Source organism: Clostridium hydrogeniformans DSM 21757, assembly GCF_000686705.1.
Classification (GTDB): Bacteria; Bacillota; Clostridia; order Clostridiales; family Clostridiaceae; genus Clostridium_Z; species Clostridium_Z hydrogeniformans.
On record NZ_KK366005.1, the window covers coordinates 195,512 to 210,478 of the forward strand.

The window sequence follows — 14,967 nt, forward strand, 5'->3', positions numbered from 1 at the left end:
CCTTGTGCTCCTTGTGGTCCTGTTGGTCCCTGTGGTCCTTGTGGTCCCGTTGGCCCTTGCACTCCTTGAATTCCTTGCACTCCTTGTGGTCCTTGTGCACCTGTTACTCCTTGTGGTCCTTGTGGTCCTATTGGTCCTTGGGCTCCTGTATTTCCTTGAATTCCTTGCACTCCTTGTGGTCCCTGTGGTCCTTGTGCTCCTGTTGGGCCTTGTGGTCCTGTTGGTCCTTGTGGTCCTGTTGCTCCTCTTAATCCCTGTGGACCTTGCACTCCTTGGATACCTTGAACCCCTTGAGCACCCTGTGGTCCTTGTGGTCCTGTTGCTCCTCTTGGTCCTTGAATTCCTTGAACCCCTTGAATTCCTTGTGGTCCTGTTGGTCCTTGTACTCCTTGTGGCCCTTGTGGTCCTACTGGTCCCTGTGGTCCTGTTGCTCCTCTTTCACCTCTTGGTCCTGTTGGGCCTGTGGGTCCTGTTGCCCCTCTTAATCCCTGTGGTCCTTGTGGTCCTGTTGGTCCTATTGGACCTTGTGGGCCTTGTGGTCCTGTTGGTCCTGTTGCACCTCTTAACCCTTGTGGACCTTGTGGTCCCGTTGGGCCTGTTGCTCCTCTTAACCCCTGAATTCCTTGTGGTCCTGTTGGTCCTGTTGGGCCTGTTGCCCCTCTTTCACCTCTTGGACCTCTTTCTCCTCTTGGTCCTTGTGGTCCCGTTGGACCTGTTGCTCCTCTTAATCCCTGTGGGCCTTGCGGTCCCGTCGGTCCCTGTGGTCCTCTTGGTCCTGTAGCTCCTGTTGGACATACTGGACATGGAATATTGCTACAATGAATTATAAGATAAGGCCTCTTTTCTCCTCTACTTGAAGAAAACGTTACTGCACCTTCGTCAGAATTTGACTTAAGTGTTAAACCATAGTTTTCTTCTATCCCATATGCCCAATCTCTAACCAATTCTGTTATATCTATACCTATATATCTTCCTTCACTATTTTTTCCTATTGATTTTTCTATATTAGTAAAGGTTGAATTAGGTGCGGTATTCCATGTTACTTCTTCACTATTGAAATCTTCAAGGTTTCTATATACTCTAAGACCTATTGAATCTCTATGATTACATAAAGAAACAGAGTCAACATGTAATCTAAGCTCAGCTTTTAATATATAATCACAAGTTGCTAGATCTGATATATCAAACTTTATTAAGGTATGAAGGCAGTCTATTACACATTTTATCTTTGTTTCTCCTACAGCCAAATAATGAGATCTTATAAAATTTTTGTCACTTAAATGTCTGGAAACAAAAACATCATTTGTTGTAGGGATTTTTATGAAGCTCAAAAAAGCACCCCCTATATTATTTTTGGTTATTATATAATATTACTAATTAACCAAAACTGTGTATAAACATATAAAAATTTTAAATACATTTAAATAATTATAGCTATTATACCTATTAGGAGTAACTGCTTTTTAAATACAAATCAATATATACAATCTTTAGAAAAATAATATTAATTTTCTTCTTACTTAAGTAAAGCTACTATATAGAACATAACTTTTTAATATAGTTATTTTTACGTATAAATTTTTAACTAGCACACCACGTATAGTTAATGTATTTTAAAAATAAGTATTTAAAGTTGTCATAAAGAAAACCATGGATAAACGAAAATTTATCCATGGTTTTTTAATTTTATATTAATCTTCTATTTTTTCTGGAACATTAATCTTATCTGAGTATATTTGGTCCTTTAAGTTCCCCTCTCCATCAGGTAATATCTCATTATTATAGACATTAATAGCTCCAGCATTTATGAATGCCTGACTTTTTAATGCATCTACTATAACCTGATCTAAGGTGCTTTTTCTTTGTTTCATGATACCACCTCCATATCTTCTGTAGATTACCTAATACTATATTTTCTAAGTATTAATACTCTTTAGTTTACTCAAGAGAAAAAATTTTATCCTTTTCCTCCAATAATCTAACTATAGGTATGAAATAACATATAAAGTTAAGCTATTCCTATAAAAACTCTGGTTAATGTACTATATATTAGTTAAAATGATAATTTAATACTTTTTAAGCATTTACTATTAACTATAAATACAGTATTATATAACTTATAAAATGATTATCAGTATTCTAAAGTGAGGTGAAACCCATGTTTAAAATTATGAACATTACTTCTTTTATTTTACTGTTAGTTCTAGTTATATTAGGACTTTTAGTGTATTTTTTATACACTAAAAAATAATAACTTTAAAGAAAAATCCAAGGGGGAATAAGCTAATGTATTTATCTGTAATTTGTGTTTTCATAATGATTATTCTTTTATTCTTACTTTTTATATCATTATTATCCCTAATCATATACTTTATTTTTTTCAGATAAATCTTTGTTAAATTTTCATATATGCTTTTGAAAATTAGAGTATATAGACGAATTTTATGGTATAATATACCATAATGTTTCATAAAACTATTAATTGTAATAAATATTTTAAAAATATATTGGTATTTTTTAAAGCATTTGTAATAGTACTAAGTTCTAATTTATAGTTTCATGTCATTATAAATCTAGGCAAAGGTAAACCATATTATATATTTACCTTTTTATATGGGAGGTATTATAACTTGAATGCTTTAGGAATTATTGGATCAATGGATTTAGAAATGGAAATCATTAAAGAAGATATGAAAATTTCAAGAATTGAAAGATATGGTGGATTTAAATTCTACCTGGGTAAGGCCTATGGTATTAATATAATCCTTACCTCCTGTGGTATAGGTAAGGTTAATGCAGCCTCTTGTACCCAAATTCTCATCACTAAATTTTTAGTTACTTCTATAATAAATACCGGAATAGCTTTAAGCTTAAAAAATCAGATAAATACATGTGACATAGTTATAAGTGATAATATAACCTATCATGACGTAAAGATAATACAAATGAAAAACTATTTTCCTTTTAAACAAAGTTTTAAAGGAGATAAATATTTAAAGGAACTAATCTTATTAGCTTATAACAACTTAACCCCAAAGCTCTTCAAGCTTCATTATGGAAAAATTGTTACTGGAGAAAACCTCCCAATGAATGAATTATCTAAAGCTTCAATATTAAATAACTACAACCCCCATTGTATTGAAACTGAGGGAGCTGCTATTGGTCACGTATCCTATATAAATAATATTCCCTTTATTATTATAAGATGTATTTCTGATAATAATGAAGGTAACCCTTCAATGGAATATGAAAAATTTGAAGCTATAGCCTCCAATAACTCTGCTAACTTGATTCTAAGTTTATTAAAGGTCATGGGTAATAATAACTATACAAGCGAAATCCCTATGGATTCAATCTCACCATAGGGATAATCTCCTAAGCTATTGTATGACTTGTTTTTGCTTTTAGATATATATATGTATAAGCTAAATCTACTAACATGTATACTGCTATAAAAGGACTTAATATATCCCATGATGTCATGACTCTAGTATATAAAAGCTCTATCCTTGGCTGTATAATATATATGGTTAAAAAAGATAGGAATACCCAATACACAGAAAACTTTAAGCATATATGACCATTTAATGATAAAGGCATTTTTGAATAGTCCCACCACTGTTTATTAAAAAATTTTTTCAGTAAAAATCCACTAACATACTCCACTAAAGAGGGTACAACAAAACTTAAAATAAGAATCATAAACCAGTTCGAAACATAATTTAAAAGTACTATTAGGATTACTGGTGCAAAGCCATACATAGGTTTAAACGGGCCCTGGAGAAATTTATCTTCTTTAAGCCTTCTATGTACTACTATGCAGTATATATTTTCTAAACACCACCCTAAAAACGAATATACTATAAAATAAAAAAAGAGTTCATTTAATGAAAAGTTTCCCTTAAGACCTAAGTGCGGTATATCTCTTAATAAAATACTCATTTATAACCCATCCTTTCTATATTTAAAGTTATAAATAGTATTAGTATCTTAAGGATATTTTATCCCCCGATTATACACCTTATAATATTTTTATAGAACGGTTCTTCCTTCAGATGGTGTTCTTTCCATCATCTGAAGGTTAGATAAGTTAATCTAGTGTCGTAACAACTGTTATCCCCCACCTTTTAGAGGATGGGGGTGTTAAAGATTATAGCCATCAGATAAATTAAGTTAGTATTAATTTAGTATATCTGCTTCCCCCTACAGCTATTAAAATCCTATCTCAAGAAATCCCCTATATATTTCATAAAGAAGCATCTCATTAATTGAGTAAAAACTATAAAGAAATTTAGATACTGGTTTCGAGGAATTAAACAAGCTAAACCCTTATAGCTTAAAGGTTTAGCCTCTATTTTTATATTTAACTCCTAAGAATTATATTAAAGAAGTATATATAGCCTCCTACTAAAATTAATATTTTATATTGCTTAATTTTTTTAAAATATACTCCTTTTCTACCACATAGATTTCCATAAATCTTTTAAGGTAAATTCCTTTTTTATTAAAATAATGTATATATAGAATACACTAAAGATTATTCCTATTATTTTAAGTTTTAAGCTTTCTCCTCTTGGTGGAAAGTAGAAAATTAATTGCAAAAGTGTTAGAAATAAAAAAGAAATTAAAAAATAATCACAATCTGTTCTTAATTTCTTTACATTAAACCAAAGAAATCTTTCCATATATTCCTCCTATAAGAAACTCATATTAACTTCCTAATAAATTTTTTATTAATATATTTCAAAACGTCACAATCACTATATACATTTTATCATATCTCTTTTTATATGTCATAATTCACCATATTTAATTAAAAATAAATATACTTTACCATGTTTTATATAGATATTCCTAATAAACTATTAATGGAGTTGAGTTTGTGAATATCTTTACAAATTATTTTGAGTAATTAAACAAGCTAACCCCTTATAACTTAAGGGTTAGCTTGTTTTCTCCTTAGAATATAAGTCTTCTTTTAAATAAAATCATATATATACCTTATACTACTAGAAATTAAGATTTTACCCTCCTTAATTCTTTAAAATATAAGCTTATTTTTAACTTATACCTTTCCATAAATCTTTTAAGGTAAACTCCTTTTTCATCAAAATAATATATAGGTATAATATACTATGAATTATTCCTAGTATTATATACTTCAAGGTTAATTTATTTATTGGAAAATAACATACTACTTGTACAAGAGTTAGAAATAAAAAAGTAATTAAAAAATAATCACAATCTGTTCTTAATTTTTTTAGATTAAAATAAATAAATCTTTCCATTCCTCATCTTATTATTATATTGGTAACAGTATCATTATTATATTAGTTATTGCCCAATTAGCTGTTTCTGGAACTCCAATATATCTAAACGCACTCTTAATCAAATCTTCTATAGTATCAGAAATACCTATAAATTGATCTGCAGCCTTAAAGAAAAGATCAAACTTTAAATAACCTTTTAACCAATTAGGACATTTATCATAAACTTTGGTCCAATTTTCTTTCAACCATTTTACTGCTATTCTTAATGTCTCTTTCGTCACCTTTGATCCAGGAGCCCTTTGTAAATCCTCGTTATACTCTTTTGTGACATCATCATTTAAACTTGCTTTAATATAATTTGCTATATCTAACAAATTATATCTAACTCCATCAACTTCAACTGTATTTTCATCTATCTTCTTGATATCTTTTATTTCTGTCATAGCATTCTGTTCTATATGTACTGTGTCTGCTATAGCGATAGTACCTGGAGCAATAACAGCTGTTGTTATTGAACAAGTTAATGTTAAAATTATTAATTTTGAAATTAGATGTTTTTTCATTATTATCCCTCTTTTACATATAATGTAATATTTCATTATATATCATATTATATTATAATACATAATATGTAAATACAATTTCTTAATTTTATGTATATTATTACTATTTTCTATAGAAATACATATAAAAATAGAATTTTATATTACACAAATATGTAATTAATTAAAACTACACTCAATTGGGATACTTAATTTTATCTATACTAAATAAAATTATTAACTACATTATTAAAGGCACTAAGAAAATCTTAGTGCCTTAATCTATTACGCTAGGCATTACCCTATAACGCTAGATTTCTTATATAACTTATTAAAAGCTTTACTACAAACATACTATTATTTAATAACTATCTTAGTTATATACTTTAAATATATTTTATATTATGATAAACTATAAATCAATACAAAACAAGAAAAATTAATAAGAAATAAGAAAGACTAATAATAAAACCTAATTTTAATTAAAGATTTTAATAAATTCCCACCACTTACTAATATTTTATGGGAGGTGATACTATGTTTGCCAAAGAGAGAGAAGAAAAAATCTTAACTATTCTTAATGATGAAGGTAGAGTGAATGTGAAAAACTTAAGTGAAACTTTCTCTGTTACTGAGGATTGTATAAGGAAAGACTTAAAGAAATTAGAATCCATGGGCAAATTAAAAAGAGTTTATGGTGGTGCTATACCCTTAAGGCAAAAGTACTTATGTACTGATGTAGTGAAACGAAATACTGAAAACCTTCATTCAAAAGAAATAATATCAAAGAAGGCTTTAAGCCTCTTAAACAATAAGGATATGATATTCTTAGATACCTCTAGTACTAACTTGGTTTTTGCTAAGCTTTTATCCGAAACTAATCTAAGTATTACTGTAGTAACTAATATGATAGATATAGTTCTAGCTCTTAAAAACCATAGAACTATAAAGATAATATGTACTGGTGGAAGCTATGTTAACGACATTAATGGCTTTTCTGGAAGTGAAACTATTAACTTTATAAATCAATACTTATTTACTAAAGCTTTTTTAGGAGTTGCTGGCATAAACTTATTTGAAGGTTACCTAACTGATGCTGATATTGAGGATGGCAATACTAAAAAAGCCATAATAAAAAACTCAAAGGAAATATATATAGTTATGGAAAATAAAAAGTTTTCCTATGATTCCTTTCATAAATTTGCTTTTATAAATGATATTAATGGCATAATAACAGAGGCTACTCCTCCCAAAAGTATATTAGATGAAGCTAAAGATAATGAAATATTAATTTTATAACTATATCTTCTCATATAGTGTTCCTACTTTAATTCTTAACTTATATATAAAGTTTCACTTTGATTAATTAGCATCTAGAGCTATGTATATCTTAAATTTTCACCTGCAAACTCTATAATAAATCCCCATTGATTATTAACCTTTAACAATCAATGGGGATTTTTATACTCTATGATTATAATATTTTACTTAAAATATACTGCCTTTTCTTCCTTATTCATTTTAAGCTGAGCTATTAAGAATAATACTATTGAAAATCCTAGCATTATAACAATATTACTTGTTATATCTATAAGCTTCTTACCTTCTATAAGACCTGTCAATGCATCCATTCCCCAGGTTACAGGAGACAGTATAGATATATTTTGCATAGTCTTTGACATGAACTCCTTAGGCCAAAAGCATCCTCCAAGCATAGATAAAGGGGTTATAATAACAGTTGACATTATACCAAGAGCATCCATAGATGGAGAGAAAACAAGGATAACCATGGCTATTGCCACTCCAACTAGCCCTAAAATACTTAGTACTATAAATAGGTTTATAAAGGATATAGGTAAACTTATCTTTAATATATTTAAAAGAAGAATCTGAAGCAATATTTGAAGCTCTAATATTAAATAACATCCCATCATATTTCCAAGAATATAGGCTTTAGAGCTTACTGGACTACTACATATTCTTTCATAGGTTTTATCAATCTTTTCCCTTAGAATAATAGATATTCCATTGCTTGCGGTATACATAATAAACATTATAAACATACCAAGAACTGTTCTATATATCCCTGAATTTTTTTCATAATCCTGAAGATCCTTTGAGACCTTTAAGTCTAATTTATTATTTATATAATCCTTATAAAGAGTTTTAAATTTCTCTTCATCTCCTTTAGCTAAGTCCTTTAAAGAACTAATAGAACCTATAAAGCTATTTAATCCTTCCCTAAGATAATATTTTTTCTCATTTTCTTCAAGGCTTAGTATAGACACCTTAGGATTCTTTCCTTTTATAAGATCATCCTTGAAATTCTCTTCTATAACAAGTGCTCCTTGAATCTTCCCTTTAGCTATCTTCTCCTTAGCCTCTTCCCTTGAAAATTCTTTTAAATCATACTTAGATTGACCCTGTAATGATCCTATAATATCCTCACTTAAATAAGATTTATCTTCATCTACTACAGCTAAGGTATAGTTTTTATCTCCTATGCTATTAAATATATTTACTATAATCGCTGTAGAGAGTATAGGGATTAAAAATAAAAATATATATATCTTCTTACTAAAATACATTTTTATATTATGCTTAAATATCATAAATACATTTTCCATTATGCCATATCCCCCTTCCTATAACTTAAAGCTGATATAGATATAAAAATTACTGCAAGTAATACTGTAAGACTAATATTGGGTATAATACTATCAAATTTATTTAAATGTATGGACTCCATAAGAGATATATTTGCCCATTTTATAGGAGATACATATCTACCTATAACCGCCAATGGATTATCATCAGGAAGTCCTATATAGCTTCCTGAAATACTACCTAAAATAGGTATTAATATCTGAACTATTGCCATTCCTACATTTTCATTTCTAAATATATGATATAATGCTATACCTAAAGATGATGCCATTATAATTTCACATAGCAATATTAAGAAAACTAAAGCTAGGTTATCTCCAAAGTTTACCTTATAAACAAACTTACTGAATAGGACTAATATGATCATTTGTATTGATGTAACTGATACAACTCCCATAAGCTGAGCAGTAAAAATCCTCATCTTAGATATTGGAGCTATTAGAATTCTCTTTCCTACACTCTCCTTAAGTTCCTTAGCTGCATATACTCCACTTATTGCACCATACATTATCATTAATGTAATCATTGCTATACCATAATAGTCCATAGGACTCATTTGTTTTTCTTCCTCTATCCCATTAAGTTCTACATAACTATTTCTAAAATTATTTAATGCTTTTTCCACATAAGATGGATCTTCCTTATATATAGTACTTATAGATGCCATATTATCATTAAAGGATGTGGTTAAAATCTCTATTATGGCTGCCTCAAAAGGTGGTTTTTTACTAAACTCTACATCTATTTTCTTTTCCTTTTCGTCTATAACTACCAAACCATGAGCTCTTCCTTCTTCAACTTCCTTTCTACCTTTCTCTAAGGATTCAGCCTTAGTATACTTAAAATCCTTAAAGGCGTCTCCTTTAGAAACTCCTGAAAGAAAGTTTTCATAATTATTCACAATGGCCGAATTCTCTGCTGAATAATATACAAGATTTATATTTTTTACACCTTCGCCTGAATCTTTGTTAAAGGAGGACCCAAGCATTCCAATGAGGGCTATTGGCATTATAACCATTATCCCCATAGTTTTCATATCTCTTAAATTTCTCTTTATATTTGCTATTATTATACTAAGCATAGGTTTCCCCCCTAATCTCTTAACTTTCTACCAGTTAATGATAAGAATACTGTTTCAAGGTTTGGTGCTTTTGTTTCTACTGAAAGGATTTTTATATTATTATTAATAAAATATCCTATTAATTTATCTAAGTTATTTACTTCCTTTTTGCTACTTATGGATACTAGACTTTCGTCAATTGAAACATCTAAAACTCCTTTTATAGCCTTAATTTCTTCCTCATTACAATTTGAAGTATCATCTATTCCTATATTTACAGTAGATACATCTGTGACTAATGTCTTTAAGTCCTCTAATGTTCCCTCTGCAATAACCTTACCATGGTCTATTATGGCAGCTTTACTACAAAGAGCTTCTACCTCCTCCATGTAGTGAGTGGTATATATTATAGTACATCCATCTCCATTTAGCTTTCTTATAGAATTTAATATGTGATTTCTAGATTGTGGATCTATTCCAACAGTAGGTTCATCCATTATTATAAGCTTTGGAGTATGAACTATAGCACAAGCTATGTTAAGTCTTCTCTTCATACCACCTGAAAATTTCTTTGGATATTCCTTTGCTTTATCTTCAAGACCTACAAACCTTAAAGCTTCCATTGACTTTTCCTTTAATTCTTTTCCACGTAATCCATATAGGCTTCCAAAGAAGCTTACATTCTCATAAGCTGTAAGTTCCATATATATGGCTATGTCTTGTGGCACTATTCCTATATTTTTCTTCACAAAATTTTGCTCCTTAATACTGTCTTTTCCTAGAACTAATATTTGACCCTTGTCCTTTCTAAGAAGTCCACAAATTAAGTTTATAATTGTACTCTTTCCTGCTCCATTTGGTCCTAAAAGTCCATATATTTCCCCTTCATTTACAGAAAGATTTATATTATCCACAGCAACTAAGTCTTGAAATCTTTTTAAAAGATCCTTTATTTCTAATACCTTCATAATAACTCTCCTCCTAAATATAATAAAACTTAAATTTTCATGTATCTAAATCCTTATGAGTTTTGTATTCTCTTAATCCTTAACTTAATTATATATAATACTGCAGAATTCTTTTAGTGTATTATGTCATGTTTTATATATGACTAAAGTCATATACTTATAACTTATATAGAATGAATCTTTCTTCAAATAGTGTTCTTTCCACAATCTGAAGGTTAGATAAGCTCATCTAGGGTTGTCTCAACTGTTATCTCTCACTTTTAGAGGATGGGTGTGTTAAAGCTTATAGCCATAAGATAAAAAAACATCCTAAGAGTTTATTAAGTATAAATAAACTTCTAAGATGCTTTTTAATTTCTTTAATATATCTTATATATAATCTGTCTTCTCCTACTTAAGAACCTTAATAGTGCTTATAACCTTAGATCTTTCACTCATCATTTCTCTGAACTTATTAAGTTCTGGATGATCCTCAAGGAAAGGAAAATCTGTTGGTCCTCCTGTTAAATAAGTAATTCCTTTAGCTTCAAATGTCTTAGGTGATCCAACTCCATCATAATGTTCTTCTTCATTGTCCTCTGTTTTCTTAGTTATTAAAAATAACCAGCCTTCTCCTTTATAGGTTAGCGGCTTATCCTTGGGTTTAAAAAATACCATGATTCCATCCTTAGACTCCTCAACTCTATAATGATTTACCCAACTAGCTGGAAAGGTAATTGAAAACCCTAAAGCCTTACTTACATATTCTTTTGGTCCAGCTGCTTTATTTTCTTCTGGTTTAACTTCTTTTTTTATATTTTCTTTTACCTTTTCATTAGAGACTTTATTACTTACAGTATTTTCATTAGATTTCTTATCACTATTAGTTTTTGGTAGACTTTTACTTTCCTCTACTGGTTTGCTATTTAGCTCTTTCTTGTTATCTTCATCATCTTTTCCTTCTAGTTTTTCCTCTTCCTTCTTATCTTCTTTAATATTTTCATTGTCTCTATTCTCTCTATTATCTGATACAATATTCTCATTTTTAATAGAAGTTTTTCTTTCTTCCTTTTCGCCTACAAAGATATAACTAGCTATTATTACTATAATAACTAAAAATCCTCCTATAAATATAGCCCTTTTCTTCATATATACTATCCCCTTTTTTAATGACATCTATTTTATATTATTTTGTTTATCCTACTAATATAATGAAATAAAGATATAAATCTACTTCTAAAGTTTTATTATCTCACTATTAGTATATCTCACTTCTTAAAACCCTTTACAATAATATGATAAATATTTTTATTATGACAATAAAGAAGCTTTACTAAACAACAAATAACTAGCTATTCCCCCTAGTAAGGTTGCAATTATATCCTTAATATCAAAGGTTCCATAAGTAACTATTAACCCTTGTAAGATTTCATAAATTATAAACCCTAAGGTTATAGAGAATACAGCTAACCCTAGGTGAATCTTAGTTTTTTCATAAAGAATTATTGATAACACTGTATTTATAAGAACTGCCATAAAGTTTGAAAATGAATCTGCAATTCCATAATCAAAGATATTATTGCTATATATAAAGGATCTGTAGATGTAATATAATGCTTTATTAATAAAAATTAGCATTACTAAAAGCACTATAAGTAACCTTCTTTTTTTCATATTTCCCCCTAAATATTATAAAACTCATCTAACCTTCAGATGATGTTCTTTCCGCTATCTGAAGGTTAGATGAGTTAACCTAGTGACGTAACAACTGTTATCCCCCACCTTTTAGAGGATAGGGTGTTAAAGCTTATAGCCATCAGATAGACTCTTATATGATCAATAAAAATCTCTAGGTTTTACATTTATAATTAATTACTCTGTCACTGACTTTATAACCCTACAAGGGTTACCAACAGCTACTACATTGGATGGTATATCCTTAGTAACTACACTTCCTGCTCCTATTACACTATTATCTCCAATAGTTACTCCTGGAGTTATTATAACTCCTCCCCCTATCCATACATTATTCCCTATGTTTATTGGTTTTGCATACTCTACCCCTTCTTTTCTAAGGTTAGGCTCTATAGGATGAGTTGCTGTGTATAACCTTACATTAGGTGCAATAAGTACATTGTCTCCAATATTAACCGGAGCACAATCTAGGATAACACAATCAAAATTTATAAAAACATCTTTCCCCATGTGAATATTTACCCCATAATCACAAGCAAAAGGAAGTTCTACAGTAAGCCTTCCTTGAAACCCTCCAAGTAGCTCTTTAAGTATTTCTTTCTTGGTGCTTCCTTCTTCCTCTGTGGTATTATTAAATAATCTAGTAAGCCTTCTAGCATTTTTTCTAAGTTCCCTAAGCTCCTTATCTCCAGCATCGTAAAATTCTCCACTTATCATCTTTTCTCTTTCTGTCATTATTATATCTTGGCTAGATGCACATCCTTAAATGCTAATCCCACCAAGTCTCACCGTCCTTTCATATATATTTTTACTATATTTAATACTTCTTACCACTATTCTAAAATAGATTTTCTTAATTTACTAATATTATTTTCAAGTATTCATGTCATCCTATGTATTTAACTTGTCTATATTTTTAATAATTTTTATATAAGAAAAGTATGTTATCTAGTTAGAAGTATGTTATTTAGTTAGTAGAATCTACTTCATAAATTAGTTCTACCATTCCTTAATTATACAATTAACCCTATCTTATAACTACAAGTAAAATAAGAATTAATAGAATTATATAGTATACATTAACTTTAAAACTTAAAACCCTATATAGGGCTTTTGATTCAAAACTTATCTTATGCATTACTTAAGACCTAAGGTTTTAAAGGATATAAGTCCATGTATAAGTTAATATTCAAGATAAAAACCCTATAGATATCTACAATATAAAACAAAATGTACCCTATAGTAAAGACACTTTAAAAGTGTAAACTATAGGGCACATTTTATATATTTAAGTATTTTTATATTCTAATTATTATTTATTTCCAAAGTATCTTGCTAGTAAGCCCTTAAATGCTTGTCCATGTCTAGCTTCATCTTTACACATTTCGTGTACTGTATCATGGATTGCATCTAAGTTTAATTGTTTAGCTAATGTTGCTAAATCCTTCTTACCCTGACAAGCTCCGTGCTCTGCATCTACTCTCATTTCTAGGTTCTTCTTAGTGTCAGCAGCAACTACTTCTCCTAAAAGCTCAGCAAACTTTGCAGCGTGCTCTGCTTCTTCAAAAGCTATTCTCTTATATGCTTCTGCTACTTCTGGGAATCCTTCTCTATCTGCTTGTCTGCTCATAGCTAAGTACATTCCTACTTCTGTACATTCTCCCATGAAGTTTTGTTGTAATCCTTCTATTATTCTTGGATCTACATCCTTTGCAACTCCTATTCTGTGCTCATCTGCCCAAGACATTTCCTCATCTGATTTTTCTACAAACTTAGAAGCTGGTGCATTACATTGTGGGCACTTTTCTGGTGCTACTTCTCCCTCATGAACATATCCACATATTGTACATATAAACTTTTTCATAATATATAACCTCCTAGTATTTTAAAATATCAAACTTTCTCTCTCTTTAACATTCGGATAATTTATATCCATTAATAACCATTATACATGAAATTTATAGAAATTCAACCCTTTTCAATGATTTTTTATAAATCCTCATTACATTTAATTTTATTCAATTATTTTAAAGTAATATTACTGTTATTTTATTAATTTAATATAAATATATAAGTCTAATTATTACAACCTAAGGATAAATATATCAAAACTATAGTTTATACATGCCATTTCTAATAAAATTAAAATATGATATGGTGTAATATTTTAAAGGGGTGCTGGTATAAATGTTATTTTTATTACTTTGGATACTATGTGGTTTATGGGGAGCTTTCGATGCTTCTAATAGAGGCAAATCTGGTTGCCTAGTTTTTCTTTTAATTCTCTTAAGTGGTCCTATTGGATTAATAATTTGGTTGTTAATAAGGCCCGATAATTAGCCATAATAAATTTCTAAATGATAAAAAGGTATTATCACCGTTTCTATTAGTGATAATACCTTTATATTAATATCTATGCTATTTATCATTTAAATCTAGTTTTTAATTATAAACTAAACTTTTAAGCTATTTAAATTAGAGTTTCTTTTGCCCATGTTCTTTTCTTACATCTTGGACATTTAAGATATCTCACCCTAGCACTATGAATAGACATAGCACCCTTAAAAACTCCAATAGTAAACTTGTGGTTACAACATCCACATATAAAGGCATAATTTTTTGAGTGCCAATATATTAGGATGCATACTCCTATAAAAATTTCTAGGGTAAATATAAACCCTCCATATACTTTTATAGGAAGTATAAATATAAAAGAAACTACTATAATTAAAGTAAAAATCAATATACCAATAAAGATATTCTTCTGATTTCCCTTCAAAATCAAA

General features: G+C 29.4%; 15 protein-coding genes. 2 read left to right on the forward strand and 13 right to left on the reverse strand.

Annotated features, from left to right (window positions below; translation table 11 throughout):
- Both BR69_RS21295 and BR69_RS0118025 read right to left on the reverse strand, forming a co-directional pair.
- On the reverse strand, positions 1-1,331 hold a 1,331-nt coding region (locus BR69_RS21295; RefSeq protein WP_242840717.1), incomplete at its 3' end, for a DNRLRE domain-containing protein.
- A 360-nt stretch (positions 1,332-1,691) separates the two neighbouring features.
- Positions 1,692-1,871: a hypothetical protein gene (locus tag BR69_RS0118025; RefSeq protein ID WP_027634457.1), complete on the reverse strand. Its 180-nt coding sequence runs from the start codon at positions 1,869-1,871 to the stop codon at positions 1,692-1,694.
- 759 nt (positions 1,872-2,630) lie between these two features.
- Here BR69_RS0118025 and BR69_RS20835 point away from each other — a divergent pair.
- Entirely contained in the window at positions 2,631-3,365 is a 735-nt protein-coding gene (locus BR69_RS20835; protein ID WP_034850108.1) for a 5'-methylthioadenosine/adenosylhomocysteine nucleosidase, read from the forward strand.
- Positions 3,366-3,375: 10 nt separating this feature from the next.
- Here BR69_RS20835 and BR69_RS0118035 read toward each other — a convergent pair whose 3' ends face one another.
- From BR69_RS0118035 to BR69_RS0118050, 3 genes are all read right to left on the reverse strand, one after another.
- The gene (locus BR69_RS0118035; protein WP_084315570.1) at positions 3,376-3,942 is read right to left on the reverse strand and encodes a putative ABC transporter permease; all 567 of its coding nucleotides are present in this window, start codon (positions 3,940-3,942) and stop codon (positions 3,376-3,378) included.
- 515 nt (positions 3,943-4,457) lie between these two features.
- Positions 4,458-4,685 carry a hypothetical protein gene (locus BR69_RS0118040; protein ID WP_027634459.1) on the reverse strand — a complete coding sequence of 76 codons (228 nt, stop codon included), beginning with the start codon at positions 4,683-4,685 and terminating at the stop codon, positions 4,458-4,460.
- A 617-nt stretch (positions 4,686-5,302) separates the two neighbouring features.
- Positions 5,303-5,833 (reverse strand): hypothetical protein, encoded by a 531-nt coding sequence (locus tag BR69_RS0118050; protein ID WP_027634461.1) that lies wholly within the window; start codon positions 5,831-5,833, stop codon positions 5,303-5,305.
- Between the two features lie 516 nt (positions 5,834-6,349).
- Here BR69_RS0118050 and BR69_RS0118055 point away from each other — a divergent pair.
- Entirely contained in the window at positions 6,350-7,111 is a 762-nt protein-coding gene (locus BR69_RS0118055; RefSeq protein WP_027634462.1) for a DeoR/GlpR family DNA-binding transcription regulator, read from the forward strand.
- Positions 7,112-7,296: 185 nt separating this feature from the next.
- Here BR69_RS0118055 and BR69_RS0118060 read toward each other — a convergent pair whose 3' ends face one another.
- The 8 genes from BR69_RS0118060 to BR69_RS0118100 all read right to left on the reverse strand — a co-directional run bounded on the left by BR69_RS0118060 (position 7,297) and on the right by BR69_RS0118100 (position 14,960).
- A complete protein-coding gene (locus BR69_RS0118060) occupies positions 7,297-8,439 on the reverse strand; it encodes an ABC transporter permease (RefSeq protein ID WP_027634463.1) in 1,143 nt (380 codons plus the stop codon).
- Entirely contained in the window at positions 8,439-9,560 is a 1,122-nt protein-coding gene (locus tag BR69_RS0118065) for an ABC transporter permease (protein ID WP_027634464.1), read from the reverse strand. The genes BR69_RS0118060 and BR69_RS0118065 overlap by 1 nt, the downstream gene beginning before the upstream one ends.
- A gap of 11 nt (positions 9,561-9,571) precedes the next feature.
- Complete coding sequence (locus tag BR69_RS0118070; RefSeq protein WP_027634465.1) at positions 9,572-10,507, reverse strand: ABC transporter ATP-binding protein; 936 nt, start codon at positions 10,505-10,507, stop codon at positions 9,572-9,574.
- Between the two features lie 390 nt (positions 10,508-10,897).
- Positions 10,898-11,635 (reverse strand): hypothetical protein, encoded by a 738-nt coding sequence (locus tag BR69_RS0118075; protein ID WP_027634466.1) that lies wholly within the window; start codon positions 11,633-11,635, stop codon positions 10,898-10,900.
- 162 nt (positions 11,636-11,797) lie between these two features.
- Complete coding sequence (locus BR69_RS0118080; RefSeq protein ID WP_027634467.1) at positions 11,798-12,160, reverse strand: hypothetical protein; 363 nt, start codon at positions 12,158-12,160, stop codon at positions 11,798-11,800.
- A 198-nt stretch (positions 12,161-12,358) separates the two neighbouring features.
- Positions 12,359-12,916, reverse strand: coding sequence for a sugar O-acetyltransferase (locus BR69_RS0118085; protein WP_027634468.1), 558 nt, complete (start codon positions 12,914-12,916; stop codon positions 12,359-12,361).
- A 577-nt stretch (positions 12,917-13,493) separates the two neighbouring features.
- On the reverse strand, positions 13,494-14,045 hold the full coding sequence (locus BR69_RS0118090) for an NADH peroxidase (protein ID WP_027634469.1): 552 nt from the start codon (positions 14,043-14,045) through the stop codon (positions 13,494-13,496).
- A gap of 606 nt (positions 14,046-14,651) precedes the next feature.
- Positions 14,652-14,960: a hypothetical protein gene (locus BR69_RS0118100; RefSeq protein WP_027634470.1), complete on the reverse strand. Its 309-nt coding sequence runs from the start codon at positions 14,958-14,960 to the stop codon at positions 14,652-14,654.
- Positions 14,961-14,967 lie beyond the last annotated feature (7 nt).